We start from the raw sequence: 25026 nt of genomic DNA, 5'->3' as shown, positions 1-25026 counted from the left end.
CGGCGTGCAATGGTCGCAGACGATCGGCAGCATCTTGGCCGATCGCCCCGCGACGCGTCAGGCCGACAATCCAAGGATTCTGGTGCGGCCTGTGACGCAATATCAGCTTCGGCTACACTGCGCACCAGTCAACGATGCTGATTCGTACTCCTCCTGCAAAGAGTCAAAGCCGTGACCGACCATTGCCGCCTTTGCCATTCGACCAAGCTGCGTCCGGTCATCGACCTCGGGCTGATGCCGATCGCGCATCGGCTTCGACATAGCCGAAACGAGCAGGAGGAGCGCTATCCGTTCGAGGTGCTGGCCTGTGGCGACTGCGGCCTGCCTCAGCTCGTCAAGCCGATCGATCCCGAAATTCTGTACCGCCAGTTCAACTACAATTTCAGCAGCTGGAAGCCGGAGCCGCATCAAGCGGACGAGCTCGACACCATCGCTAAATTCTCGAACCATCGATCCGTGTTCGAGATCGGATGCAACGACGGCCTGTTCATGGACAAGCTGCGCGAACGCGGCGCGAAGGTCCTGGTAGGTGTGGAGCCCAATCCCGTCTCGGGCAAGATCGCCCGCGAGCGCGGCATCAAGGTCTATGCCGACATGATCAGCCCGGCGCTGTGTCACGACGCAGTCGCTGAGGCCGGCAAGTTCGACCTCGTCGTCTCGCGCCAGGTGCTGGAGCACATCGTCGATTTCGAAAACTTCTTCGACTGCGTCAAGATCGCGCTCAGCGACGACGGGCTGCTGTTCATCGACGTGCCGGATTTCGCGCCCGGCTCGACGGCCGGTGACCTCTCCGTCCTCTGGGAAGAGCACGTCAGCTATTTCACCGAGCCGACCCTGCTCGCCCTGCTGGCGCGCCATGGCTTCGAGGCGGTCTCCGTGAAGAAATACAATTTCAGCGGCGGCAGCCTCGCGATCGCAGCCCGCCGTGCCAAGGGCGACGTGACGCCGCCGCCTGCGCCATCCGGCGTCGGCGAGAGATTCGGTCAGCGAGCTAGGGAATACGGCGCACGTCTCCGCCCGATTCTCGCGAAGGCCCGCGCCGGCGGTGCCGAGGTCGCCATCTACGGCGCCGGCTGCCGCTCGTGCACCTTCACCAACGCCCACGAGCTGGCGGAGCTTGTCGACCTCTCGGTCGACGATCAGAAAGAGCGTCAGGGGCTGTTCCTGCCCGGCACCGGCATCCCGATCCGTTCGCCCGAGGAGCTCGCCGGCAAGTCGGGACCACTCGTCTGCCTTCTCGCCGTGAACGAGGAGAACGAAGCCAAGGTCAGCAGCCGGCTGCGGGAAAATGTGAAACGTCCATTGCACATCGTTTCGATCTTCGCACCCTCCGACATCTGGAGCGAGCTCGATCGTCTCGAGGCGGCGCTAAGGTCGCGGCATGGCTGAGGACAAGCTCTTCAACTACTACGAACGTCAGGACGTCCTGCCGACGTTCGGAAATTTCAAGTCGCCTACCGAGCTCGACGCCTACGCCAGCCAGCGGCGCGAGCTGTTCGCGGACAAGCTGGTGCTGCCGCCGCGGCTGTTCGGCAACGCCGAGGTGCTCGAGTTCGGTCCCGATTCCGGCGAGAATGCACTGGTGTTTGCCGGCTGGGGGGCGAACATGACGCTGGCGGAGCCGAACCGGCATGCCCATCCGAAGATCGAGGCCTACTTCGCCCATTTCGGCCTGACCGAACGTCTCCGCACGCTCGCACTGGCTGACGTCGAGGGTTTCCGCAGCGATCGCCGTTTCGACATCATCGATGCCGAGGGCTTCATCTACACCGTGCAGCCAAGCGAAAAATGGCTCGGCATCTTCCACCGCCTGCTCAATCCCGACGGTTACGCCGTCGTGTCTTATTATGAGCGCTATGGCGGCTTCTTCGAGCTCGCGCTCAAGGCGATCCATGCGGCCGGCAAGGCATTGACCGGTCGCGCCGCGCTGGAGACGGCGAAGATGCTGTTCGAGACGAAGTGGAACAGCATCCCGCATACCCGCAGCTTCGAATCCTGGCTGATGGATGTGCTGGAAAATCCATTCGTCCGGCATCGCTACTTCCTCGATGCGACCGCCTTGTGCACGGCGGCGCACGAACAGGGCTTCGACATTCATTCGGCCTGGCCCCCCTACCGCGACAGCCTGGACATCTACTGGCACAAGAAAGTCCTGCCCGGTGACGAGAGGCTGCATCGCACCGCACGCCATCTCGACCGCAGCCGCCTCAGCTTCGTCGGCGGCCGAAAGCTCTATCTGGTCGGCAAGGCCGATGCCGTGCAGGCGATCTCGGCATCGATCGAGGCGCTGGTTCTCGACGTCGATGCGATGATCGACGATCCCTTCGGCGAGAGCTTCCCGCGCGCGGTCGCGGGTCTTGCGTCCCTGCGCGAGACGATCCGGACGGCAGACGTTCTCGCCGACGATGCGGCCGACGTCGAAGCCATCATCGCGACGCTCGACAGCCTCCATCGCATCTTCGGCGCAATCGGGCGCCGGGATGTATCCGCGGTCACCGCCCTCACCCAGTCAGACCCGGCGTTCATCAACACCTGGGGTCAACCGGCGCATTTCCTCGTCGTCCGGAAGCGCCTCGAGGGATCGTAGCCAGTGAAGCCAGGCATTGGCATCATCGGAACGGGGATGGTCGGCCAGATGTGCCACCTCGCCAATTTCGCTGCCAATCCCGCCTGCCGCGTCGTCGCGATCGCCGATCTCCGGCCCGATCTGGCGGCCGCCGCCGCGCAGAAATTCGGCATCTCGCGAGTCTACGGCACGCACCGGGAGCTGCTGGCGGATAGCGAGGTCTCCGCCGTCGTCGTCGTGACGAAGCGTCGTGCCACGGGCCCGATCGTCCTGGACGCGTTGCACAGCGGCCGGCACGTGCTGTCGGAAAAGCCGATGGCCTACACCACCGCTCAGGCCCTCTCGCTGGTCGAAGCCGCGCGGCAGCAAAACCTCGTCTACACCATCGGTTACATGAAGCGTCACGATGCCGGCGTGGCGCGGGCGCTGCAGGTGCTGACGCGTTTGCGCAACGACCGGTCGCTCGGACGCATCGTCCGGGCAAGAGGCTGGTGCTTCGGCGGCGACACCGGCCGGTCGCAGGACAATTTCGTGATGACTGGCGAAGCGCGACCGGACGGGCTCGAGCTCTGGCAGGATGGCCCTGACTGGATGCCGCGCGATTTGCGTCCCGGCTACGACAATTTCCTGAACGTCTTCAGCCATATCATCAACCTGGCGCGCTACCTGCTCGGACCCTCGCCGACGGTCGCCGAAAGCGCGGTCGAGACTTCGGGCGCCGCGCGCGTCACGCTCGACTTCGACGGCATCGCCTGCACGCTGAATCTCGTGAACGGATCAGAGGGAGCCTGGCGCGAGGGACTGACGATCGATTTCGAGCGCGGCGCGGTGACCCTGGAATTGCCCCCGCCCTTTGCCGAGCAGGAGGCGGACGTCATCGTCGATCACGATGGTCAAAGCACGCGGCTGACCGGCGAAAGGAGCTGGGCATTTCGGCGCCAGGCCGACGCCTTCGTGTCCGATATCGCCGCACGCAGCCGGCCCGTGGCCTCCGGCGAGGATTCGGTCACCGATATCGCGCTCGCTGAGGCTGTTTGGAAATCACGCGCTAGCGGCTAGGTGCGGGACCCTTGTTGGTGGCGGTAAGCCCGAAGGCGCGACCGAAAGGATCCGCGCGGATGCCCTCGGCACAAGAGCTGGCGCCTGGCGGATCGCCGGTGCGACGCGGTGTTCCTATCCTGCCAGAATTCCATCTAAGCGATTGATTTTGCTGGCAGGAGTGGCAGGGCTCGAACCTGCGACCCCCGGTTTTGGAGACCGGTGCTCTACCAATTGAGCTACACTCCTACAGACCCTGCGTCGCCTTAGGATCAGGGGCGCTTTCAAGCACAGAGAGCGGCCGGATTGCAAGGGTGAACCGCGCCGAGTTCGCTTGTTTGTAGCAAGGGTTCTGGGCCACAGTCGCCTCCGGACAACGAAGAACAATTGGGAGCGCCCATGACCGCCACAGCGACTGCTACAGCCGGCCCACAGGCCACGATCGCGCCGCACACGCCGCCCCTGCCGGAGGCCCGGCCGGAGACGCTCGGGCTGTCGCGCCCCCGCCTCCAGGCGATGTCGGACGCGTTCAGGCGGGAGATCGACAAGGGAACCGTTCCCGGAGTCACCGTGCTGGTGGCCCGACGCGGCCAGATCGGCTGGTTCGAGGCGCTCGGCAAGCAGAGCCCGGCGGCCGGCGCGCCGATGGCCCGTGATTCGATCTTCCGGATCTTCTCGATGACCAAGCCGATCGTCTCGGTCGCCGTCATGGCGCTGGTCGAGGACGGCCACCTCCTGCTCAGCGACCCCGTCGCCAAGTTCATCCCGGAATTTGCAAGCCAGCAGGTCGGCATCGTCAAGGATGGCAAGCTGGAACTGGTGCCGCCGGCGCGGCCGATGACCGTACAGGACCTGCTGCGCCACACTTCGGGTCTCACCTACGAGCACCAGGGCGACGGCCCCGTGCACAAGCTCTACCAGGAATCCCGCGTCCGCAGCCGCAAGATCAGCAACGCCGAGCACGCCGCGCTGGTGGCGAGCTTCCCGCTGGTCTGCCAGCCCGGTGCGGAGTTCAACTATAGCCGCTCCACCGACATCCTCGGTCGCATCATCGAGGTCGTCAGCGGCAAATCGCTCGGCACCTTCCTGACCGAGCGCGTGCTCGGCCCGCTGCAGATGGCCGAGACCGGCTTCTCGACCTCCGAGGCCAATGCGGGCCGGCTCGCCGAACCGTTCGCGGCCGATCCCTGGACCGGCGACAAGGTCGCGCTGTTCAACATGTGCGAGCAGCCGGTGATGGAATCCGGCGGCGGCGGCCTGGTCTCGACCACGATGGACTATGCCCGCTTCTGCCTGATGCTGCGCAATGGCGGTACGCTCGACGCCAACAGGATCATCGGCCGCAAGACGCTTGAGCTGATGGCGTCCGATCATCTCGGGCCTCACGTTCAGACCAACGGCACGCTGCTCTCTCCCGGCCACGGCTTCGGGCTCGGCTTTGCCGTGCGCCGCGAGGCCGGCATCGCGCCCTTCCCCGGCAGCGTCGGCCAGTATTTCTGGAGCGGCATTGCGGGCACGTTCTTCTGGATCGATCCGAAGGAGGATCTGTTCACGGTGTTCATGAGCCAGGGACCGGGCCAGCGCGATTACACGCGGACCTTGGTGCGGGATCTGGTTTACGCGGCGGTGGAGTGATCCGCAGGGTCATTCCGGGGCGGTCCGCAGGACCGAACCCGGAATCTCGAGATCCCGGGTTCGCGCTAAGCGCGCCCCGGGATGACGCTCTATCGCCTCAACTGATCGTCGCTCCGCCGTCGATCACCATGGTTTGGCCGGTCATGAAGTCGCCGGCCTTCGAGCCCAGGAACACGGCCGCGCCCGCGATCTCGTCGGGAATGCCGATGCGCAAGAGCGGGGAGCGCGAGGTCGAGGCCTTCAGGTTCTCCGGATTGTCCCACAGCGCCTTGGCGAAGTCGGTCTTGATCAGGCCCGGCGCGATGCAGTTCACGCGGATGTTGTGCTTGCCATATTCGCAGGCGAGATTGCGCGCGAGCTGCATGTCGGCGGCCTTCGAGATCGCGTAGGCGCCGAGGATGGTCGATCCCTTGAGGCCGCCGATCGAGGAGACGATGATGATCGAGCCGTCCTTGCGCTCGATCATCTGCGGCACCACCATCGAGATCAACCAGTTGTTGGCGACGATGTTGTTGTCCAGGATCTTCCTGAACTGATCATCGGAGATGCCGGCGAGCGGACCGTAATACGGGTTCGAGGCGGCGTTACAGACCAGCACGTCGATCTTGCCGAAGGCGCGGTTGCTCTCGTCGACGAGATTTTGCAGGTTCTCTTTTGACGAGATGTTGGCGGCAATCGCGACCGCGGTGCCCTTGCCAAACTTGTCGTTGATACCCTTCGCCACCTGGTCGCAGACGTCGGCCTTGCGCGAGGAGATCACGACCTTGGCGCCGTGCTCGGCCATGCGCTCGGCGATCGCCAGCCCGATGCCGCGCGTCGAACCGGTGATGACGGCGACTTTTCCCTTCATGTCGAACAAGGTCATGTGTCTCTCCCAAATTTGATTTTCGTTAGGCAACGTCATTCCGGGACGGTCCGTAGGACCGGACCCGGAATCTCGAGATTCTCAGGTGCACAATTGCGCACCATAGTTCGATGCTTTGCATCGCCCCGGAATGACAATTTAGATCACGCGAGCTTCTTGACTTCCGGCCCCGCCGGCTGGTGCATCGCCGCATGCGCATCATCGGCGATCCACGGCTGCTGGTTCACCATCGGCAATCGCCAGACCGTACGCTCGGGACTTGCGAAATGATCGAGCCGTGTCACCGAGCAATTGTCGATGTCGAACGACAGCCCCCGCTCCGGCTGGCCGTCGAGCGCAAGCCCGAGCGCCGCCTTGATAGTGCCGCCATGGGCGACGGCAATGATATCCTGCCCGGCCGCCTCGCTGTTGATCCGCTCGATGGTGCGGCGCGTGCGGTTGTAGAGATCCATGAAGCTTTCGCCGCCGGGCGCGGGCTCGTTGATATCGGCGAACCAGCTCGCGCCGACGGGACGGCTGGCGATGAACTGGGCGCGGTTCATGCCCTGCCAGCGGCCGAGATTTTGCTCGGCGAGGTCCGCTTCCCATTTCATGGACGCAGGCCGCGGGAAACCGGCCGCCCAGATCGCTTCCGCGGTCTGGTGCGTGCGCATCAGGTTGCTCGAATACCAGACGGCGGTGCGCGGCAGCACCTTGGCAACGGCATTGAACACATAGGTATCGCTGGTGTCGCAGGCGATATCGCTCTGTCCGTAGATGTTGCCGCCGTCATTGCGCACCGGCGCGTGGCGGACCCACCACCATCGCGTGACGACCACATTGGGCTTGCCTGCACCTGCCATCGAAACTCTTCCATCCCGTTTGATGTCGCTGTACGTGAGTAGGCAACGTGTCTCAAGACACTTTACCGTTTGAAATCTTGTTTGAAATTCCGTCGCGCGGCAAGCGTCGTGCGAGCACCCAAGGGAGAAGCGCATGGGCCGTCTGCAAGGCAAATCCGTCATCATCACCGGCGCCGGCAGCGGCATCGGCCGCGCCGCCGCGCTGCTCTTCACCAAAGAGGGCGCCAAGCTGATCGCGGTCGATCGCACCGAGGCGGTGAAGGAGACGGTCGAGGAGATCAAGAAAGCCGGCGGCATTGCGGAGGCGATGGTTGCCGATGCCGGCTCCGAAAAGGACGTCGTTGCCGTCATCGAGAAGGCGGTGACGACGCACGGCCGGCTCGATGTGATCTGGGCCAATGCCGGCATCTCCGGCGGGCTCGTCCCGATTCCCGAGCAGACTGTGGAGCATTGGCAGGAGATCCTGCGCATCAATCTGATCGGACCGTTTCTCGCGGTGAAGCATGCGATGCCGCACATGGTGAAGCAGCAATCCGGCGCAATCGTGCTGACCGCGTCCGTTGCGGGCCTCAAGGCCGGCGCCAGCGGGCATCCTTATGCCGCGAGCAAGGCCGGCGTGATCAGCCTGGTGCAGACCACGGCCTATTCGCTCACCGGCACCGGCGTGCGCATCAACGCGGTGTGCCCGGGTCTGATCGAAACCGGCATGACCAAGCCGATCTTCGACCGCGCCAAGGAGCGCGGCACCCAGGACAAGATCGGCCAGCTCAACCCGCTCAAGCGCCCCGGCCAGCCGCACGAGCTCGCGGCGATGGGCCTGTTCCTGGCCAGCGACGAGGCGTCGTATGTCAACGGTCAGGCCTTCCCGGTCGACGGCGGCCTGACAGCGTCTATGCCGTACACGGGCAAGCCGGTTTAGCAATGGTCGCGTGTCCCCCGACGCGGTGCAATGTCGAAGAGACGCTGCGCTCCGTCCGGGGCATGAGAGCGGGAGTTGGTGCGCGACTTTTCCGTGCCGTCATTGCGAGCGTGGCGAAGCAATCCAGGCTGCCCCCGCGGAGGCAGTCTGGATTGCTTCGTCGCAAGGGCTCCTCGCAATGACGGTGTATCTGGTACGCACCTGGCGTATTCAACTCGCATCTTCATCGCAGACACAGTTTCGCATCCTCGCGGCTCATCTCGCCCGAGCTTTGCACGATCTCTTCACCCTCATGAATGAATGGAGAGGGCGCAGGGAAGACCGGGTGCCGGCCGGGCACCCACGGTCCACTGTGCGAGAGATGGCAACAAGAATTTGCACAGCGGCATACAGGTGGGGCCAAACATCCGGCCTTCCCTGCGCAGTGGTTTTACGGCTTATGTCGTGCTCTCCTCGGGGAGCGATGCACTATTGCCCCCGTCGCCTTGCGGATGGCTGATGCGCTTGCCCGGTTGGGCACCCCACATCACCGCAACGCTTGACGCACAGACCCCGGGCGTCAGGACCACACGATTTTGCCGTACGCCGATCGCACCGGTCGTATGCGCGAGGCCCTTCGCTCACGGTTGCCCGCCCTGCAAAACCCTTCGCGCCGATGCAATCAGCGTCCACCGCCCCCCGACCCGCGTTCGTGACGATCGCGATACGCCCCTCTTCCTTGGGCCGGGTTGCGATGACACATACGCCGTTTCCGAATTTCGGTAAAGTGGAATATTTTCGGCGATGCGCCTTGACCCACCGCTCGGGTGTTTTGCCCGACAGCAACGCAAGGGATCGTAGCTCACCTTCGTCATTCCGGGGCGCGAGGGCGCGAGCACGGAATCCATTTCACCGCGCGTGGAGCGGCCCGGTGGAATTCCGGGCTCGACGCCGCCCCGGAATGACGGTTGCGACGTCATTTGCTCTATCAGCCGCCACATTGGTATGGTTCCTGCAGGCACCTCAGCCTCCTTCCTCCCGAACAAGAACGTGACAATGCCAAGCTCAAGACCGGACCGTATTCGCAAGCTCCTCGCCGACCTCGTCGGTTTCGATACCGTCAGTGACCGCACCAACCTGCCCCTGATCGCTCACATCGAGAGCTACCTCGCCACGTTCGGCATCAAGGGCGAGCGTATCGTCGATGCCACCGGGCAAAAGGCCGCGCTGTGGGTCACGATCGGCCCCGACGACCGCCCGGGGTTCGTGCTGTCGGGCCACACTGATGTCGTGCCCGTTGTGGGTCAGGACTGGAGCCACGACCCGTTCAAGCTGATCGAGCGCGACGGCAGGCTCTATGGCCGCGGCACCACCGACATGAAGGGCTTTGTCGCGGTGTGCCTCGCCATGGTGCCGGAGATGGTGGAGGCCAAGCTCGCAACGCCGATTCACCTGGCGATCTCCTATGACGAGGAGATCGGCTGCGTCGGCGTCCGGCCGATGCTGCGCGAGGTCGCGAAGAAGAGGGTGCGGCCGCTCGGCGCCTTCATCGGCGAGCCGACCGAGATGAAGGTGATCATCGGCCACAAGGGCAAGCACGGCGTGCGCGCGACCTTTCACGGGCTCGCCCGCCATTCCTCGATCGCGCCCGACGGCGTCAACGCGATCGAATATGCAGCCGAGTTGATCACCGAGATCCGCCGCCGTGCCGTGGCGCTCGCAGCCGCGCGGGCGACGGACAGCCTCTACGACGTTCCGCACTCGACGCTGCTCACCAGCATCGTGCATGGCGGCGCCGCGCTGAACATCGTGCCTGATACCTGCACGGTGGATTTCGAATGCCGCGGCATCGGCATCACCGAGTCGCGCGAAGTCACGGATGCCATCGTTGCCTGGGCCAAGGCCGAGATCGAACCGGCGATGAAGGCGCGGCATCCGGATTGCGGCATCGATTTCGAGGAGATCCTCGACTACCCCGCGCTCGACACCGCCGCCGACGCCGCGATCGTCACGCTCGCCAAGAGCCTCGCCGGCCGCAACGACCACGCCAAGGTCGCCTTCGGCACCGAAGCCAGCCTGTTCGCCAGCATGGCCGACATCCCGTCAGTGGTGATCGGCCCGGGCGCGATCGCGCAGGCGCATACCCCGGATGAGTTCGTGGAGATGGCCGAGCTGGAGAAATGCGCGGGCTTCGTGGAGAGGTTGATCGCGCATTGCGCGAAGGCGGAGTCCTAGGCGACACTGCCATAGAGTGGACAACACGACGTGTGCCCACCACCGTTCCATATGCGATCGCCCTGCCGTTACCACGATCACAGAAAGACGGTGGGCGCATCGCTATGCTCTCTTGCCCACCCTGCAAAGACTGCCGGCGAAGACGCCGGACTCGATCCTCGTCATTGCGAGGAGCTCTTGCGACGAAGCAATCCAGACTGCTACTGCGGATACATCCCTGGATTGCTTCGCTTCGCTCGCAATGACGGACGGAACGAGCTCGCCTTATCACAGCTAACGCAGCAAGTTTCGTGACGGCGAATAATCCACCGGCACGAGCAACCGGTCCTCGATCTGGCCAACCATCAAACCGTGCTCCGCGTGAGTAACCCGCTTGATCTCGGCCCACTCGGTGTCCGCCATGAAGGCCGTCCATGCGGCCACCTTGGTCGCTTCGTCCGGCCACTCCAGGAGATAGACGAACTCGGTCCTGTCGCCGAATTTCGTTTCCCACATCGCCACGATGCGAAAGCCATACTTTGTCCGCATAATCCGCGCGGCGTGGTCGCGGAAGCGAGCGTGAAAGGCCGCCTTGTTCTTCTCGAAGATCTCGTAGATGCGCAGTTGCTGAACCATGATCTGTCTCCACGGGGGAGGAGATAAGGTCGGGCCGCTGGATGTCAAAGGTCGCGATCTCGACGCAGACGACAGGCACAGCGCTGCCGCGCCGTCGTCGCCTAGGCTACGAGACGGCGTAGCCTGCTGACACTCAGCGCTCCTGCAGGGCCAGCCTCACACCGACGGCGCAGTAGATGGCGCCGACCACCTTGCCTTGCCACTTCACCACCGCCGGATGGCAGCGCAGTAGCTTGCCGAGACGGCCGGCGCCGATGGCGAACACGATGGTGCTGACGAGACCGAGCAGCACGAAGACGACACCGAGAATGGCAAGCTGAACTGCCATCGCGCCGTGCTCCGGCTTCACGAATTGCGGCAGGAACGCCAAGAAGAACAGCGCGGTCTTGGGATTGAGCACTTCCGTCAGCACGGCCTCGCGGAAGGCACGACCAGCACTGATCGTCGGGGTTCCGCCATTCAGCTCGATCGGAGACCGGTCGAGCATGGCGCGAATGCCGAGATAGATCAGGAACGCCGCGCCGGCATATTTGACGATGCTGAACAGCAGCGCGGAAGTCGCGATGATCGCCGACAGCCCGACGATGGCCATGCTGGTGTGGATGATGTCGCCCGCAGCAATTCCTGCTCCTGTCGCGATGCCTACCCTCGTGCCGGAGCTCGCCGCCCGCGCCATTGTCAGCAGCGTCGCTGGCCCGGGAATAAAGACGAAGCCGAGGACAATGAGGACGTAGGTGATAAGGGTGGTCTGGTCGATCATGTGTCCGTCCCTACGTGAACAGATGATGGGCTCGCCACCCGCCGCCCGTCATTGCGAGGAGCTCTTGCGACGAAGCAATCCAGAGTGCTGCGGCGGAAGCATTCTGGATTGCTTCGCCGCGCTCGCAATTGTGCATGTTCACTAATTCGCTGATTGGATCGCTCCAGCGGAGGAACGATCCGATGCGAGACAACAGCTATGACCGAACGGTTGAACGCAACTATCTGCAGAAATGGCGTTTTCTGATTTCAGAGTATGAGGCGGTAAAGGCTGGCCGATCGCCGCTGTTCAAGCGGGTCGGTGACTTTTACCGGCACCACGGGACCTGCTCGCAGACGTTCCGCAAGTATTACAATCGCTATCTGCAGAGCGGCGAGGAAGCGGACCTGCTGCCGCGGCGGCGTGGCCCCAAGTGGCGGGAACGGCGCGAGCCGGAAGGGATCGAGACGGAGATCGTCGCCCATCGCCAGCAGGGGATGAACCGTTATGAGATTCATGCCGTCTTGCGCGAAACGCGCGACACAGTACCTTCGCCGATCACGATCTACCGGGTGCTGAAACGCTACCGTCTGAACCGCCGTACGCCGGCGATGCGTGAGGAGAAACGCCGTATTATCAAGGACAAGCTCGGAGAGCTGGGCCACGTCGATCTGCATCAATTACCGCGCGATATGTTCCTCGCGCCACCCCCGGTCACGGCCTACATCATCAGCCTGATCGACAGCTGCTCGCGTCTGGCCTGGGCAGAGGTCCTGACATCCAAGAAGGCGCTGCCGGTCATGTTCAAGACCCTGAAGATGATCAACACCCTCAACGTCACCTACGGGCTCGTCTTCCAGGAAATCCTGTCTGACAACGGCGCCGAGTTCGCCGCCCGCACCAAGCCGGGCGAGCATCCGTTTGAGGCCATGCTGCTCGAGCTCGGCATCAAACACCGCTACACCAGGCCCTATCGGCCGCAGACCAACGGCAAGGTGGAACGCTTCTGGCGTACCCTCGATGACGACGTCATCGACGGCGCGACCTTCGACAACCTCGACCACTTCGCCAATGAACTGTTCGAGTACCTCGTTTACTACAACAACCACAGACCCCATCAGGCCTTGGCAGGACTAACCCCCAAGGCCTTCGCCGCTACCAAGACCACCGCGATCCAATCAGCGAATTATTGAACATCGACAGCAATGACCGAGACTGTTGAAGCAGCACGAACTGCAGATAGAAGGCGCAGCCACCGGCCGCGCCCTTGTCATCCCTACACCGCGCCCGCCTTCTGCGCGTATTCCCACGACGCCTTCGACAGCGGCACGGTGCGCTTGGCGGATTCGAGCGCCTTGGCGTTGGCGGCGGTGCCGTCGCGGACGCGGCCGGCGATGCCTTGCGTGATACCGGCGAGACGGAACAGATTGTAGGCGAAGTACCAATTGAGATCGGGCACCGTCATCTTGGTGACGTTGCAATAGATCTGCGCCGCCTCTTCCAGGCTCGGAATGTTGAGCGCCTTGAGATCGGCGCCCTCGAGGCCCGGCATGATCCACTGCATCAGCAGGTAGGTGAAGTCGGCCATGGGATCGCCGAGCGTCGACAGCTCCCAATCCAGCACGGCCTGCACGCGCGGTTCCGTCGCGTGGAAAATCATGTTGTCGAGGCGATAGTCGCCATGGACGATCGAGACGCGCGCCTGTTCCGGCACCGTCTTGGGCAGCCATTCGGCGACCTTCTCGAACTCGGGAATGTGCTGCGTCTCGGAGGCGCGATACTGCTTGGTCCAACGGTCGATCTGGCGCGCGAAATAGTTGCCGGGCTTGCCGAAGTCGCCGAGCCCGATCGCGGTGGGATCGTACATATGGAGTTTTGCCAGCGTCTCGATCTTGCTGGTGAAGATCTTGCGCCGCGCATCATTGTCCTGGCTCGGCAGCGTCGGATCCCAGAACACCCGGCCCTCCTCCATCGACATGATGTAGAAGGCCGCGCCGATCACGCTGTCGTCCTGGCACAGCGCGTAGGCGCGCGCGACGGGAAAACCCTGCTTGCCGAGCGCTGCGATCACCCGGTATTCGCGATCGACTGCGTGGGCGGACGGCAGCAATTTGCCGAACGGCTTGCGCCGCATCACGTAGGAACGGTTCGGCGTATTCAGGCGATAGGTCGGATTGGACTGGCCGCCCCTGAACTGGAGCACGACCAGCGGCCCCTCGAAACCTTCGACATTCTCGCGCATCCAGGCTTCCAGGCGCAGCTCGTCGAAACGATGCCGCTCCTCGACCGGCTTGGTGCCCGAGAACTCTTCGTCTTTCCTGACGCCGTCAGCCACGATGACGCTCCCTCTTCCCATTGTCCGTCATTCCGGGGCGCCTCAGAGAGGCGAACCCGGAATCTCGAGATTCCGGGTTCTCGCTGCGCGAGCCCCGGAACGACGGTGAGGAGAGCACTGTTCGCGCTCTCCGCCGTTCTTAATGACTAGAGTTTGCATACTTCCGAAGTTCAAGTCTGGCAATGGCGCGATTGTGCACCTCGTCCGGACCGTCGGCGAGACGAAGCGTGCGGATGTGGGCGTAGTCCTTGGCAAGGCCCGCCTCGTCCGACACGCCGGCACCGCCGAAAGCCTGGATCGCCTCGTCGATGATCTTCAGCGCCATGTTGGGCGCAGCGACCTTGATCATGGCGATCTCGGCCTGCGCCGTCTTGTTGCCGACCTTGTCCATCATGTCGGCGGCCTTGAGGCACAGCAGGCGCGTCATGTCGATGTTGGTCCGGGCCTCGCCGATGCGCTGCTCCCACACCGAATGCTCGACGATCTTCTTGCCGAAGGCGGTGCGCGAGGCGAGCCGCTTCACCATCTTCTCCAGCGCCTCCTCGGCCTTGCCGATGGTGCGCATGCAGTGATGGATACGGCCAGGGCCGAGGCGGCCCTGCGCGATCTCGAAGCCGCGGCCTTCGCCGAGCAGGATGTTCTCCTTGGGCACGCGGACGTTCTCGAGCAGAACCTGGGCGTGACCGTGCGGCGCGTCGTCGAAGCCGAACACGGGAAGCATCTTCTCGACCTTGATGCCGGGCGTGTCGAGCGGAACCAGGATCTGCGACTGCTGCTGGTGCTTGGCCGCCTTGAAATCGGTCTTGCCCATCAGGATCGCGATCTTGCAGCGGGGATCGCCGACGCCCGACGACCACCATTTGCGGCCGTTGATGACGTAATGATCGCCGTCGCGCTCGATGCGGGTTTCGATATTGGTGGCGTCCGACGAGGCGACCGCAGGTTCCGTCATCAGGAAGGCCGAGCGGATCTCGCCGTCCATCAGCGGACGCAGCCATTTGCGCTTTTGCTCCTTGCTGCCGTAGCGGATGAACACTTCCATGTTGCCGGTGTCGGGCGCGGAGCAGTTGAACACTTCGGAGGCCCAGGTGATGCGGCCCATCTCTTCGGACAGCAGCGCGTATTCGAGATTGGTCAATCCCGCGCCATGGAATTCGTCGTCCTCATGCTCGGACGGCGGCATGAACATGTTCCAGAGGCCTTCGGCCTTCGCCTTCTTCTTGAGGTCCTCCAGGATCGGGATCACCTTCCAGCGCTCGCCGCTGTGATCCTGCTGGTCGTAGATCGGCACCGCCGGGCGCACGTGCTTGGCCATGAAGGACCGCACGCGGTCGAGCCATTCCTTCTGCTTGGGGGACAGATCGAAATCCATGGGACGCTCCTCGTCTCTCTCTCTCTTCTCTCTTACGAAACTGGCGGCTCCGCGAGCCTGCGTTGGGCCGGACTGTCCTCCCGCTGCGCAGCGCCCGCAAGCGCGGGCTCGCGGACGCCTTGGACCCGGGATCCGCAAGTTGCGAACGAGTCCGAATTGCGGATTGACATTTCCGGCCTTCAAACGATAGTTTCATACAACTGTTTGAATTGCAACTGCCTCGACTGTTTTGCAGCCCCCCGTGCGTCATTCCGGGGCGATGCGAAGCATCGAACCCGGAATCTCGAATTGCGGCGCGAGATCCCGGGTTCGGCACTTTCGTGCCGCCCCGGAATGACGAGGTGTCCCAATCATGGCGAGCGATCATACGAGATCTGCCATTCTTGCCGCCGCGGAACGGCTCTATGCCGACCGGGGCTTCGGCGACGTGACTCTCCGCGACATCGTTGCGGAGGCAGGCGTCAATCTCGCCGCGGTGAACTACCATTTCGGCTCGAAGGACGAGCTGATCGCAGAACTATTTGTCACCCGTTCGATCGCGACCAACCGCGAGCGCCTGCGCGAATTGAAGGCGGCGGAAGAGCAAGGCGGCGGCCGTGCGCCGATCGAGGTGATCCTGCGCGCGCTGGTCGGGCCGACGCTGCGCGGTTGCCTCGGCCCTGAGAACCAGCGCTCGACCGCGGCGCGATTCATGATCCGCGCCTCGATCGAATCCGTGCCGCCGATCCGGCGCATCAAGAACCGCGAGATCGACCATTTGCGCAAATTCGCCGGCGCGATGCGGCGCGCCCTGCCCGAGCGCAGCGAGGTCGATATCTATTGGGGCCTCAATTTCGCGCTCGCGATGGCGCATCACACCATCCGCGAGAGCGAGCGGCTGACCAAGCTGTCGGAAGGCAAATGCGACCTCGACGACGTCGAGGACGTCGTCGCGCGCGTGGTCAGCGTGGCGACGATGGCACTGACGGCAGGAAAGGCGGAGACGAAGGCGCCGTCGCGCGTGGCGGCGCGGTAACGCGCTCACATCATCGCGATGCAGTCGATCTCGACGTCGAAGGGGCCGAACCATTCCGGCGTGCAGACAAAGATCCGCGCCGGCGGATCATCAGGGAAATAGCGGGCATAGACCGCGTTGAACGCAGCGAAGTGTCTGGTCGAGGTGCAGTAGACGTTGCACTTCATGACGTTATCGAGCGAGGCGCCGGCCGCGTGCAGGCACAGCTTCATCTGCTCCATGATGAGCTCGCTCTGCCGCTCGATCGGCGCCTCGGCGATGTCGCCCGTATCGGGATCGAACGGCGGCAGGCCGGCGACGAAGATCATGTTGCCGGCGCGCGTGACCGGCGAGGCCGGCGCCTTCCAGCGATCGAGAAACGTCGAGATCGGTTCGACGCGGAGCGCTTCGCGTTTCATGCCGCCACCCTTCGTTTCGAGCGAGAGTGACGCCTGACTACATCATCTTGCAGCCGGCACGCTTCGCTTCTGACCGAAGTGTGGTCGCCGGGTCAGACCCGCTGCGGCATCTCCTCGGCCTCTTCCTTGGCGAGCAGCAGCAGCATCTCGATGCCCATCTCGCCTTCCTGCGGCGAGCGGATGAACTTGATTTCGTCGGAGCTTTGCCGCAGCGCGGCAATGATGGCGACGGCCTGATTGGCGGTTGCCGCCTCGGTTGCCAGAATGGACTTCTGGTTCTTGGCCTGGAACCCGATCGTGTAGGACATTCATTCCCTCCCGCGCTCAAGTGGAGAGATCGAATCAGAGTCGCGCGCAGAGTGGAAGCCTGTGCGACTACGGACCGGGCTTAACTGGGGATTGCGCACAAGCTCCACGCAAGGTCGCGCGAGCGCCATGTTGTCGTCACCAGCCTATGCTTAGCGATCCGGCGCAGTCGTTACGCCAGCCCGAGCAGTTCCCGCGCGTCCTGTGCGCTCGCAATGCTTGCGCCCAGGCTCTTCAGGATGGAGGCGGCATGCGCGACCAGCTCGGCATTGGTCTTCGCCAGCACGCCCTTGGACATATAGAGATTGTCCTCCATGCCGACGCGGACGTGGCCGCCGAGCAGATAGGCTTGCGCCACCATCGGGAATTCGGCGCGGCCGATGCCGAAGCCGGACCAGATCGCGCCTGATGGCAGCAGGCTGCGAGCATAGAACATCGTCTCGGGCGTGGCGGAGAAACCGTATTTCACCCCGAGCACGAGGGAGAACAGTCCCGGCCCCTTCAGCGTGCCCTCGGCGAACAGGTCGCGTGCCAGATGGCAGTCGCCGCTGTCGAACAGCTCGATCTCCGGCAGCACGCCGGCCGCCTTCATGCGCTCGGCCATGATGCGGACGTTGCGCGGCGTGTTGATCACGACCTCGCCGCCGGAATTCATGGTGTTGAGATCGAGGGTGCAGATATCGGGCTTGAGCAGCTCGATATGCTCGACGCGCTTCTCGGGCTGGAGCAGCGTGGTGCCGGGACCGGCGACGCGAGGATCCTCGATCGAGGGCACGAACCGCCCGCCGGGACCGGTCGTGAGATTGATGACGAGCGACTTGTTGCGGGCGCGGATGCGCTCCATCACGTCGCGGTAGAGATCGATCTCCATCGACGGACGGCCGGTTTTGGGATCGCGCACATGGATGTGGGCGATGGCCGCGCCGGCCTCGGCCGCTTCCAGCGCGGAGGTTGCGATCTGCTCGGGCGTGATGGGCAGATACGGCGACTGCTCGGGCTTGGTCAGGTTGCCGGTGATGGCGCAGGTGATGATGGTCTTGGTGGTCATTGGGGCTACTCCGGCTTCGCAAGCTGGGTCACGTTAGATGAATCCGCCGCCGCAGAGTAGCTGCGCCGCCTCGCCCCACTTGCGGCGGCGAGGCGAAGGAAGAATCGCTAGATGATCCCCTGCTTCTTCAACTCCTCGATCTTCGCCGCATCATAGCCGAGCTTGCCGCCAAGCACCTCCTGAGTGTGCTCGCCGAGCAGCGGCGGGGCGCGATATTCGGTGATGGGAGTGCCCGAGAGGGTCAGCGCGTTGCGGATCAGGGAGAGCTCCGGCTCGAACTTGTGCTTCGTCTTCACCCGCATGCCGCGCGACTGGACGTGCGGATCGGAGAACACCTGCTCGAAATTGTTGATCGGACCCGAGGGCACGCCGGCCTCTTCCAGCTTTTCCAGCCAGTAGGCCACCGGTTTCTTCAGGAACAGGCCGGCGAAGATCGCCATGATCTCCTTGCCGTGCACGACGCGGTCGTTGTTCCTAAGGAAGCGCGGATCGCTTGCCAGCTCCGGCTCGCCGAGCACGGCGCAGGTGCGCTGGAACTGGCCGTCATTGCCGACCACCAGCATCAGCTCGCCGTCGGTGCAGCGGAACACGCCAGCCGGCATGCCGCCATTGCCCCAGGTGCCGCGGCGCGGCGGGGTCTTGCCGTTGACGAGATAGATCTGCAGCCAGTGCGACAGCGACGCGATCACGGTATCGAACAGGCAGACGTCGATGTGCTGGCCCTGCCCGTCATTGGCGTCGCGATGATAGAGCGCCGAGAGAATGCCGATCGAGGTGTTCATGCCGGTCATGTAGTCGACGATGGAGGGGCCGACCTTCATCGGGCCCTCGCCCGGCTCGCCGTCCATATGGCCGGTGACGCTCATCAGGCCGCCCATGGCCTGCAGGATGGCGTCGTAGCCGGCGCGCGGCGCGTAGGGTCCGGTCTGGCCAAAGCCGGTCACCGAGCAATAGATGATGCCGGGGTTGATTGCCTTGATGGTCTCGTAGTCGAGGCCGTAGCGCTTGAGGTCGCCGACCTTGTAGTTTTCCATGAAGACGTCGGCATCCTTGGCGAGCTCGCGGATGATTGCCTGCCCTTCGGGCTTAGCGATGTTGACCGTGACCGACTTCTTGTTGCGGTTGGCGCAGAGATAGAACGAATTGTTGTTGTTGGCCTTGCCTTCAGGGTCGGTCAAATAAGGCGGTCCGAACGCGCGCGCGTCATCGCCGGTGCCCGGCCGCTCGATCTTGATCACCTCCGCGCCGAGATCGCCCAGCATCTGGGCCGACAGGGGCCCCGCCAACACGCGGGTGAGGTCAAGGATCTTGATGCCTGAAAGCGGCAGGGCCGACATGTCGATTTCCTCCGGGGAACTGATCTTGGCGCCGATTTGGCTTGGCCGCTCGAAGCAGCCCGCGCTCCTTGCCGATACACCATTTTGGCGCGCTGGAGCACTGCACTGGCGGCATACGGCTATCTCCCGCCGGGGCACGGAGGCCATTGCCATCAGCAACTTTCCGCGCCGCGAATATATTGCCTCGTCGGCTCAGGTCACCGCCGCCGCAACCCGCGGCCGGCGCCGGCCAAGCAGGATCAGGATCAGCACCGTCGCGCAGGAGAACACCAGCGTGAGGCCGAGCGCGCCGCGGCTGCCGAATTCGGTGAGCAGGCCGACAAGGAGCGGCGGCGAGATCGCGGAGGCCAGGTTGAGCGGCAGCGCGATCATGGACATCGCCTTGGCGAACTCGGCCTGGTCGTAGAACACCAGCGGGATGGTGGCCCGCGCCACCGCCATCGCGCCGCTGCCGGCACCGTAGAGCAGGATGAAGGCCGCGACGGCCCAGGTCGCGCCCTCGCTCATCATCAGCAGCAGCATGGCCACGGGCAGCGCCGTGCCCGCGACGAGCCCGGTCGTGATCCCGTCCCAGCGCCCGCCGCCGAGAAGATCCAGCCCCCGCGCGCTGACCTGGATCACGCCCAGCATCGAGCCGAAGGCCAGCGCCTGCGCGGGCGCCAGCCCCTCCGCCCGCAAGAGCTCGATCAGGACGGCGCTGATGCCGAAATTGACGAAGGCGTTCAGCGTGATCGCGGCCACGACGAGGCCGAATGTGCTCCTTGGAATCGCAGGCGGCGGCGACGACTTGACCGGCGCCCCAGCATCATCGCTCGCGATCTTCCGGCGCGGCGCGAGGAACGCATAAAGTGGGAGGCTGACGAGGAGCATCATCGCGGCATAGACGAGGCACGTTCCGCGCCAGCCGAGGTGGCCGCTCAGGAACGAGGTCGTCGGCCAGAAGATGCTGCTGGACAGGCCCGTCACCAACATCAGGGCTCCGATCGCGTTCTTGGCCTGTCGCCCGGCGATCTCGTTCAGCATGATATAGGCGCCGGTGGAGAGCGTGGCGCTGCCGGCGATGCCGAGGACGATCCACCCGGCGAAATAGAGCATCGGCTCGCGCGCGAGCGACAGCAGCACGAAGCCCGGTGCGGTGACCACCGTGCCGACCATCATGACTATCCGTGCGCCATGCCGTGCAAACGATTTGGCGAGCCACGGCGCGCACAGGCCCATCGAGACGTAGAGAACGGATGTCCCGGCGAACACCGCCGGCAGGCTCATGCCAAGATCGGCGGCGAGATCGCGCCCGACGATGGCAGGAAGACCGATCGTGCCCCATCCGACCAGCTGCGTGATCGCGAGCACCAGCAGGACGCCGATCAGCCCGCCGTCAGATTTCAAGAAGCGCATTCCAAACGTTCGCCTGCCCTGCCAGGCGCAGATCGCGCCGGCGCGGCCAGTCTTAGCCGGAGACTCAGCTCACGGGCATGTCGGTTCCGAATGGCACCGCAGCGCTGACCGCAGAGCGGCGCGTCCGATCAGGGCCTATTCCGGCGGATTGAACGTCCGCACGAAATACACGGGCTTACGGCCAGAATGACGCTGAGCCGCATCACGCGGTGTGGCCGGGATCGACGTGCTTCGGCGTCTTCTTGTCGCGCTGGGGCGTCATCTTGGCCGGATCGGGCGCACCGGCCACACCGCGCGGACCGAGCTGCTCGCGCTGGATGTCGTCCTCGGAGCGGGATGGCTCGACACCGTTGGGCTCACGGGGCTTGGTCATCGCGTCTTCCTTCTCAAGCGTTGCCTTATGCGTTGTCCTGGACGCCGAGCGCGTTGCCTCCAGCCTCGCGGCCGGGCACGCTCACCTGGACTTCATGCCCCTCACGCAGCGCGAGGGACGCCGCGGCGACGGCGGACTCGAACGCAGCTTCCTTGGTGGCATAGATGTTCTTGACGTCGCCGTCGTGCAGCACGCCCCATTCGTCCCGCACCGGCACGATGGCATATTGAGCAAGGCCCATTTGTCCAACTCCTGGCTTTGAGCTTCAGAATCTTGGCTTTCAGAAAACCTCTGCCAGATAACGCGCCGGTGGGCTCAACGTTGCGTCAGTTGCGGATGCGCGGCGGTAACGCGCCACACCGTGTTGCCGCTGTCGTCTGCAACCAGCAACGCGCCTGATTTGTCTATGGCGACGCCGACGGGGCGGCCGCGGGCCTTGTTGTCGCTGTTGAGGAAGCCGGTCACGACGTCCTGCGCCGGCCCGCTCGGCTTGCCGTCCGCGAATGGCACGAACACCACCTTGTAGCCGTTCAGCACTTGCCTGTTCCAGCTGCCATGCTCGCCGACGAAGGCGCCGCCGCGATAGGCGGCCGGCAGACCGGAGCCGGTGTTGAAGGCGAGCCCGAGCGGTGCGACATGCGAGCTCAGCGCATAATCCGGCACGATCGCCTTCGCGACCAGATCCGGCCGCTGCGGCTTGACGCGGGGATCGACGTGCTGACCGTAATAGCTGTAGGGCCAGCCGTAGAAGCCGCCGTCCTTCACCGATGTCATGTAATCGGGCACGAGATCGGGACCGAGCTCGTCCCGTTCGTTCACCACCGTCCACAGCGCGCCGGTCTGCGGCTCGAAGCTGAGCCCGTTGGGATTGCGCAGGCCGCTTGCGAACACGCGCCAGCGGCCGCTGGCGCGATCGACCTCGAGGATGGCGGCGCGATTGTGCTCGGCCTCCAGGCCGTTCTCGGTGATGTTGCTGTTGGAGCCAACGCCGGCATAGAGCTTCGAGCCGTCGGGGCTGGCGACCAGGCTCTTGGTCCAATGATGGTTGATCGGCCCGCCCGGCAGCGGCGTCAGCACCGTGCCCGGCGCGGTGATCTTGGTATCGCCTTCCGTGTAGGGATATCTGACGATAGCGTCGGTATTGGCGACATAGAGATCGTTGCCGACCAGCGCGACGCCGAACGGCGAGTTGAGATGGTCGAGGAAGACGCTTTGCGTCTCCGGCACCCCGTCGCCGTTGCTGTCACGCAGCAGCGTGATGCGGTTACCCGGTCCGGTGTCGTCGCCGCCTGATGTCGCCCAGGACTCGATATATCCCATGACGATCTCCTTGGGCCGCTTGATCGCGGCCCCCTTCGGCGCCTTCGATTCCACCACCAGCACGTCACCGTTGGGCAGCACGTAGAGGAAACGCGGATGCTGCAGGCCGGCCGCGAAGGCCTTGACCTGCAGACCATCAGCCACCGTCGGCGTCTCGTCCTTCTTCCAGCCGACGATGCGCGCGATGTGCACGGGCGGCAGCAGATATTGCTGGATGCCGGGAAGCTGAGGGTTGGCACCGATTTGCGCCTTGGGATCACCGCTGCCGTCGTCGCAGCCGGCCAGGAGCAGCAAGGCGGAGCAAAGCAGCCCGCGGACAAGCAAGAAATTCATCGCGCTACTCCCACGCCGTGGCGATAGACCATCGCCCAGCCGAGCCAGCCGGTGACGGGCAGGATCAATACGGTGATGACCGACAGAACGAGCCCCGTCGGCCACACCGAAGTCCAGGCGTCGCGGGTGTGGATCAACGCGTTGACGATGGCGAGGATCAGCGCCAGGGCGTTGCCGATCAGATGCGGCCAGGCCGGCGTCTGCGCCCGCACCAGGCGATTGCCGAGGAAGTCGGTCAAGCCCGCAATCGCCGCCAGCACGCCGAAGACGACGCCGACGAGCAGAAGCCAGGCGGAAAAATCCGCCCACATGATCTCGGCGCTGGCGACATAGGCGATGTCGGTCAGCAGCGCCCCGACGAAGCATGCGATCGGGATCGGCACCAGCATCGGATGAATCGGATGGCCCGCGATTTGCGCGGTGGTAGGAACGCGCGCGACGTTCTGCACGGTCTTGCCTCTTGCCGAAAGGCCCCTTCCCAATGGCAAAACTCTACCTCGTGGCGAAGGTTCCTCGCTGAACCCTGCGCCGCAGGTCAACTGGCTCTCGCGAGGAACTGACGCGCACGAGCGGCCTTGAGTTCGATCACCCATTATCGAAAGACCCAAGCGTGGATCAGCTCGGCGACGGCGCCTCATTCAATCCAGCCTCGAAGCTCGACGGCGTCTCACGGCGTCAGACCGAGCAGATCGAATCTCAGAGCCGCCCGAATGCTGCACTCATCCACGAAACGATCCGTGCCGAGGGTGAGCAGGAACTGGAACGGCGATGGTGGGCAATCCTGCTGTCCGGTTTTGCCGCCGGCCTGTCGATCGCGTTGTCGCTGATCGTCCAGGGCGAGTTTCACGCGCTGATCGCGGACGAGGCGACGCGCCGCCTCGTCGCTCCGCTAGGATACACCGTCGGCTTCCTGGTCGTCGTGCTCGGACGGCAGCAGCTCTTCACCGAGAACACGCTGACACCGATCCTGCCGCTGTTGCACAACCGAGATCTCGCGACGCTGGGGAGCGTGCTCAGGCTGTGGGTGCTGGTCCTGGCCTCCAATATCGCAGGAACCTGGGCGGCCGGATCCGTGCTCGCTCACACCAGCATCTTCGAACCTCGCATCGTCGATGCTTTCGTCGATCTCAGCCGTAACACAATAGAGGGGCCTTTCGCGCCGACCCTCATCCGCGCGATCTTTGCCGGCTGGCTGATCGCTTTGATGGCATGGCTTCTCCCGGCGACAAAAGGCGCGCGGGCCCACATCATTGTCGTGATGACCTACGTGGTCGCGCTCGGCGAGTTCGCGCATATCGTCGCCGGCTCGGTCGAGTGCGCTTTCCTGGTGCAAAGTGGCCGGGCCTCGCTGGCCCAATATATATCGGACTTTTTCATGCCAACGCTGCTCGGCAACATCCTGGGCGGAGTGACTCTGGTTGCGCTGCTGAACTACGGACAGGTCGCCCCCGAAATCGACGCCCACAGGGAATAGGACCTGCGGGGCAGGAACGATAGGCGCGAGCCGGGCTTGCCTCCGCAGTCACTTTCGGACACAGGCAGGAGCGCTCATGAGCACCACAATAAAGAGCCCATTCGATAAGGAACCCGCAGAAGGATCGCGAGAGGTCATCGACCGCGAACTGCAGCGCGCCGAAGAGGCGGACAAGAACAAGGTCGATCATCTACCCGGCGTAAAGGTCAGCGGACAACCTCAAGGCGGCGCCGTCGACCGCGCACGGAAAGAACGCGAGCAGGAGAACGCGAACGGAAAATAGAGGCTGGTGACTGCCAGACCAAGCGGTTGCTGAGGCCGTTGGCCATCCCACAATTAGCTGGGCCGGGTGAAACTATGCCATGCCCGCGCGCCGCGCGTAATCTCAAAGAACGCGCGGCAGACCCAGCTTTTCGCGAACCTCGTCATCCTCGATCGCTTGATCCAGGCGCGCATCCTTGGCGGCCTCGAACTCTTCCGCGATCGTCTCGAGCACCCGAAACGCGTCTCCGGCGCTCGCGGCCGTCTCGATGTGCGCAATCGACTGACCGTTGACGGTGAGATCGGCCTCGCCCCAGGGCGTGGTGTCGATCTCCAAGCGGTCGCCGCCGGCCTTTGCGACGAAGTGCTGGACGGTGGATTTGGAGGTCGGCAAGGAAAGGTCCGGCGTCCAGTCGATCGGCTTGTCGGTCATGTCGTTGTTGTCCCGAAGTTGCGACCAATGGATAGATCATCGGGCGTGCGGGACATTGACCTGGATCAGGCGGGAGGCGACCGGCCATCTTGGACGTGGCGGCCGGTGATGATTGGAGCGGGTGAAGGGAATCGAACCCTCGTATTCAGCTTGGAAGGCTGCTGCTCTACCATTGAGCTACACCCGCGTTACG

26 protein-coding genes and 2 tRNA genes are annotated in these 25026 nt (G+C 64.0%); 10 read left to right on the top strand and 18 right to left on the bottom strand.

Annotated features, from left to right (window positions below; translation table 11 throughout):
• Positions 1-171 precede the first annotated feature (171 nt).
• Genes P6U31_RS15205 through P6U31_RS15195 form a run of 3 tightly spaced genes read left to right on the top strand, consistent with a single transcriptional unit; the run spans position 172 to position 3625 of the window.
• Positions 172-1389: a class I SAM-dependent methyltransferase gene (locus tag P6U31_RS15205; RefSeq protein ID WP_407189230.1), complete on the top strand. Its 1218-nt coding sequence runs from the start codon at positions 172-174 to the stop codon at positions 1387-1389.
• Positions 1382-2587 carry a class I SAM-dependent methyltransferase gene (locus P6U31_RS15200; protein ID WP_407189229.1) on the top strand — a complete coding sequence of 402 codons (1206 nt, stop codon included), beginning with the start codon at positions 1382-1384 and terminating at the stop codon, positions 2585-2587. The genes P6U31_RS15205 and P6U31_RS15200 overlap by 8 nt, the downstream gene beginning before the upstream one ends.
• Before the next feature lie 3 nt (positions 2588-2590).
• Positions 2591-3625, top strand: coding sequence for a Gfo/Idh/MocA family protein (locus P6U31_RS15195; RefSeq protein WP_407189228.1), 1035 nt, complete (start codon positions 2591-2593; stop codon positions 3623-3625).
• A gap of 152 nt (positions 3626-3777) precedes the next feature.
• Here the strand turns inward: P6U31_RS15195 and P6U31_RS15190 are convergent.
• Positions 3778-3853: transfer RNA gene (locus P6U31_RS15190), tRNA-Trp, on the bottom strand.
• A gap of 150 nt (positions 3854-4003) precedes the next feature.
• Between P6U31_RS15190 and P6U31_RS15185 the strand changes: the two genes are divergently transcribed.
• Complete coding sequence (locus P6U31_RS15185) at positions 4004-5239, top strand: serine hydrolase domain-containing protein (protein ID WP_407189227.1); 1236 nt, start codon at positions 4004-4006, stop codon at positions 5237-5239.
• Positions 5240-5336: 97 nt separating this feature from the next.
• Here the strand turns inward: P6U31_RS15185 and P6U31_RS15180 are convergent, their stop codons facing one another.
• The gene (locus P6U31_RS15180) at positions 5337-6104 is read right to left on the bottom strand and encodes an SDR family NAD(P)-dependent oxidoreductase (RefSeq protein WP_407189226.1); all 768 of its coding nucleotides are present in this window, start codon (positions 6102-6104) and stop codon (positions 5337-5339) included.
• Between the two features lie 143 nt (positions 6105-6247).
• On the bottom strand, positions 6248-6946 hold the full coding sequence (locus tag P6U31_RS15175; protein WP_407189225.1) for a histidine phosphatase family protein: 699 nt from the start codon (positions 6944-6946) through the stop codon (positions 6248-6250).
• A gap of 133 nt (positions 6947-7079) precedes the next feature.
• Between P6U31_RS15175 and P6U31_RS15170 the strand changes: the two genes are divergently transcribed.
• Both P6U31_RS15170 and argE read left to right on the top strand, forming a co-directional pair.
• Positions 7080-7865, top strand: coding sequence for an SDR family NAD(P)-dependent oxidoreductase (locus tag P6U31_RS15170; protein WP_407189224.1), 786 nt, complete (start codon positions 7080-7082; stop codon positions 7863-7865).
• 1035 nt (positions 7866-8900) lie between these two features.
• Positions 8901-10079 carry an acetylornithine deacetylase gene (gene argE, locus P6U31_RS15165; RefSeq protein WP_407189223.1) on the top strand — a complete coding sequence of 393 codons (1179 nt, stop codon included), beginning with the start codon at positions 8901-8903 and terminating at the stop codon, positions 10077-10079.
• A 273-nt stretch (positions 10080-10352) separates the two neighbouring features.
• Here the strand turns inward: argE and P6U31_RS15160 are convergent, their stop codons facing one another.
• Together P6U31_RS15160 and P6U31_RS15155 are read right to left on the bottom strand one after the other, a co-directional pair.
• A complete protein-coding gene (locus tag P6U31_RS15160) occupies positions 10353-10694 on the bottom strand; it encodes an NIPSNAP family protein (RefSeq protein WP_407189222.1) in 342 nt (113 codons plus the stop codon).
• 133 nt (positions 10695-10827) lie between these two features.
• Positions 10828-11454, bottom strand: a complete 627-nt coding sequence (locus P6U31_RS15155; protein WP_407189221.1) for a LysE family translocator — start codon at positions 11452-11454, stop codon at positions 10828-10830.
• A gap of 182 nt (positions 11455-11636) precedes the next feature.
• Here P6U31_RS15155 and P6U31_RS15150 point away from each other — a divergent pair, with 182 nt between their 5' ends.
• Positions 11637-12626 (top strand): integrase core domain-containing protein, encoded by a 990-nt coding sequence (locus P6U31_RS15150; RefSeq protein ID WP_407186064.1) that lies wholly within the window; start codon positions 11637-11639, stop codon positions 12624-12626.
• 83 nt (positions 12627-12709) lie between these two features.
• Here the strand turns inward: P6U31_RS15150 and P6U31_RS15145 are convergent, their stop codons facing one another.
• Both P6U31_RS15145 and P6U31_RS15140 read right to left on the bottom strand, forming a co-directional pair.
• Positions 12710-13768: a phosphotransferase family protein gene (locus tag P6U31_RS15145; RefSeq protein ID WP_407189220.1), complete on the bottom strand. Its 1059-nt coding sequence runs from the start codon at positions 13766-13768 to the stop codon at positions 12710-12712.
• A gap of 139 nt (positions 13769-13907) precedes the next feature.
• Positions 13908-15140: an acyl-CoA dehydrogenase family protein gene (locus P6U31_RS15140; RefSeq protein WP_407189219.1), complete on the bottom strand. Its 1233-nt coding sequence runs from the start codon at positions 15138-15140 to the stop codon at positions 13908-13910.
• 352 nt (positions 15141-15492) lie between these two features.
• Here P6U31_RS15140 and P6U31_RS15135 point away from each other — a divergent pair, with 352 nt between their 5' ends.
• Positions 15493-16155: a TetR/AcrR family transcriptional regulator gene (locus P6U31_RS15135; RefSeq protein ID WP_407189218.1), complete on the top strand. Its 663-nt coding sequence runs from the start codon at positions 15493-15495 to the stop codon at positions 16153-16155.
• Between the two features lie 5 nt (positions 16156-16160).
• On the opposite strand, the gene P6U31_RS15130 is transcribed toward P6U31_RS15135, so the two are convergent.
• The 9 genes from P6U31_RS15130 to P6U31_RS15090 form a co-directional block, all read right to left on the bottom strand.
• Positions 16161-16553, bottom strand: a complete 393-nt coding sequence (locus P6U31_RS15130; protein ID WP_407189217.1) for a RidA family protein — start codon at positions 16551-16553, stop codon at positions 16161-16163.
• A 92-nt stretch (positions 16554-16645) separates the two neighbouring features.
• On the bottom strand, positions 16646-16861 hold the full coding sequence (locus P6U31_RS15125; RefSeq protein ID WP_407189216.1) for a hypothetical protein: 216 nt from the start codon (positions 16859-16861) through the stop codon (positions 16646-16648).
• Between the two features lie 170 nt (positions 16862-17031).
• A complete protein-coding gene (locus P6U31_RS15120) occupies positions 17032-17907 on the bottom strand; it encodes a 3-keto-5-aminohexanoate cleavage protein (RefSeq protein WP_407189215.1) in 876 nt (291 codons plus the stop codon).
• A 107-nt stretch (positions 17908-18014) separates the two neighbouring features.
• A complete protein-coding gene (locus P6U31_RS15115; RefSeq protein ID WP_407189214.1) occupies positions 18015-19244 on the bottom strand; it encodes a CaiB/BaiF CoA transferase family protein in 1230 nt (409 codons plus the stop codon).
• Positions 19245-19436: 192 nt separating this feature from the next.
• Entirely contained in the window at positions 19437-20639 is a 1203-nt protein-coding gene (locus tag P6U31_RS15110) for an MFS transporter (protein ID WP_407189213.1), read from the bottom strand.
• A 202-nt stretch (positions 20640-20841) separates the two neighbouring features.
• Positions 20842-21012, bottom strand: a complete 171-nt coding sequence (locus tag P6U31_RS15105; protein WP_407189212.1) for a hypothetical protein — start codon at positions 21010-21012, stop codon at positions 20842-20844.
• A gap of 25 nt (positions 21013-21037) precedes the next feature.
• On the bottom strand, positions 21038-21253 hold the full coding sequence (locus P6U31_RS15100; RefSeq protein ID WP_407189211.1) for a hypothetical protein: 216 nt from the start codon (positions 21251-21253) through the stop codon (positions 21038-21040).
• A 74-nt stretch (positions 21254-21327) separates the two neighbouring features.
• Positions 21328-22665, bottom strand: coding sequence for a PQQ-dependent sugar dehydrogenase (locus P6U31_RS15095; RefSeq protein WP_407189210.1), 1338 nt, complete (start codon positions 22663-22665; stop codon positions 21328-21330).
• The gene (locus tag P6U31_RS15090) at positions 22662-23054 is read right to left on the bottom strand and encodes a DUF2231 domain-containing protein (RefSeq protein WP_407189855.1); all 393 of its coding nucleotides are present in this window, start codon (positions 23052-23054) and stop codon (positions 22662-22664) included. The genes P6U31_RS15095 and P6U31_RS15090 overlap by 4 nt, the downstream gene beginning before the upstream one ends.
• Before the next feature lie 221 nt (positions 23055-23275).
• Between P6U31_RS15090 and P6U31_RS15085 the strand changes: the two genes are divergently transcribed.
• Together P6U31_RS15085 and P6U31_RS15080 are read left to right on the top strand one after the other, a co-directional pair.
• Entirely contained in the window at positions 23276-24139 is an 864-nt protein-coding gene (locus tag P6U31_RS15085; protein ID WP_407189209.1) for a formate/nitrite transporter family protein, read from the top strand.
• A gap of 76 nt (positions 24140-24215) precedes the next feature.
• On the top strand, positions 24216-24422 hold the full coding sequence (locus P6U31_RS15080) for a hypothetical protein (protein ID WP_407189208.1): 207 nt from the start codon (positions 24216-24218) through the stop codon (positions 24420-24422).
• A gap of 102 nt (positions 24423-24524) precedes the next feature.
• On the opposite strand, the gene P6U31_RS15075 is transcribed toward P6U31_RS15080, so the two are convergent.
• Positions 24525-24833, bottom strand: coding sequence for a hypothetical protein (locus P6U31_RS15075; RefSeq protein ID WP_407189207.1), 309 nt, complete (start codon positions 24831-24833; stop codon positions 24525-24527).
• Between the two features lie 113 nt (positions 24834-24946).
• Positions 24947-25020 (bottom strand) — tRNA-Gly (locus P6U31_RS15070).
• Between the last annotated feature and the right edge of the window lie 6 nt (positions 25021-25026).

Source organism: Bradyrhizobium centrosematis (genome assembly GCF_045571495.1).
Classification (GTDB): Bacteria; Pseudomonadota; Alphaproteobacteria; order Rhizobiales; family Xanthobacteraceae; genus Bradyrhizobium; species Bradyrhizobium centrosematis.
The sequence above is the reverse complement of the archived record's forward strand: the minus strand, read 5'-3'. Positions and strand labels throughout refer to the sequence as shown.

Coding starts and splice junctions, on each gene's coding strand:
- P6U31_RS15115 (WP_407189214.1), bottom strand. CDS start 19,244: ATGTCGGCCCTGCCGCTTTCAGGCATCAAGATCCTTGACCTCACCCGC.
- P6U31_RS15150 (WP_407186064.1), top strand. CDS start 11,637: ATGCGAGACAACAGCTATGACCGAACGGTTGAACGCAACTATCTGCAG.
- argE (WP_407189223.1), top strand. CDS start 8,901: ATGCCAAGCTCAAGACCGGACCGTATTCGCAAGCTCCTCGCCGACCTC.
- P6U31_RS15100 (WP_407189211.1), bottom strand. CDS start 21,253: ATGGGCCTTGCTCAATATGCCATCGTGCCGGTGCGGGACGAATGGGGC.
- P6U31_RS15130 (WP_407189217.1), bottom strand. CDS start 16,553: ATGAAACGCGAAGCGCTCCGCGTCGAACCGATCTCGACGTTTCTCGAT.
- P6U31_RS15155 (WP_407189221.1), bottom strand. CDS start 11,454: ATGATCGACCAGACCACCCTTATCACCTACGTCCTCATTGTCCTCGGC.
- P6U31_RS15200 (WP_407189229.1), top strand. CDS start 1,382: ATGGCTGAGGACAAGCTCTTCAACTACTACGAACGTCAGGACGTCCTG.
- P6U31_RS15080 (WP_407189208.1), top strand. CDS start 24,216: ATGAGCACCACAATAAAGAGCCCATTCGATAAGGAACCCGCAGAAGGA.
- P6U31_RS15180 (WP_407189226.1), bottom strand. CDS start 6,104: ATGACCTTGTTCGACATGAAGGGAAAAGTCGCCGTCATCACCGGTTCG.
- P6U31_RS15095 (WP_407189210.1), bottom strand. CDS start 22,665: ATGAATTTCTTGCTTGTCCGCGGGCTGCTTTGCTCCGCCTTGCTGCTC.
- P6U31_RS15110 (WP_407189213.1), bottom strand. CDS start 20,639: ATGCGCTTCTTGAAATCTGACGGCGGGCTGATCGGCGTCCTGCTGGTG.
- P6U31_RS15090 (WP_407189855.1), bottom strand. CDS start 23,054: ATGCTGGTGCCGATCCCGATCGCATGCTTCGTCGGGGCGCTGCTGACC.
- P6U31_RS15160 (WP_407189222.1), bottom strand. CDS start 10,694: ATGGTTCAGCAACTGCGCATCTACGAGATCTTCGAGAAGAACAAGGCG.
- P6U31_RS15105 (WP_407189212.1), bottom strand. CDS start 21,012: ATGACCAAGCCCCGTGAGCCCAACGGTGTCGAGCCATCCCGCTCCGAG.
- P6U31_RS15170 (WP_407189224.1), top strand. CDS start 7,080: ATGGGCCGTCTGCAAGGCAAATCCGTCATCATCACCGGCGCCGGCAGC.
- P6U31_RS15075 (WP_407189207.1), bottom strand. CDS start 24,833: ATGACCGACAAGCCGATCGACTGGACGCCGGACCTTTCCTTGCCGACC.
- P6U31_RS15185 (WP_407189227.1), top strand. CDS start 4,004: ATGACCGCCACAGCGACTGCTACAGCCGGCCCACAGGCCACGATCGCG.
- P6U31_RS15125 (WP_407189216.1), bottom strand. CDS start 16,861: ATGTCCTACACGATCGGGTTCCAGGCCAAGAACCAGAAGTCCATTCTG.
- P6U31_RS15135 (WP_407189218.1), top strand. CDS start 15,493: ATGGCGAGCGATCATACGAGATCTGCCATTCTTGCCGCCGCGGAACGG.
- P6U31_RS15120 (WP_407189215.1), bottom strand. CDS start 17,907: ATGACCACCAAGACCATCATCACCTGCGCCATCACCGGCAACCTGACC.
- P6U31_RS15140 (WP_407189219.1), bottom strand. CDS start 15,140: ATGGATTTCGATCTGTCCCCCAAGCAGAAGGAATGGCTCGACCGCGTG.
- P6U31_RS15175 (WP_407189225.1), bottom strand. CDS start 6,946: ATGGCAGGTGCAGGCAAGCCCAATGTGGTCGTCACGCGATGGTGGTGG.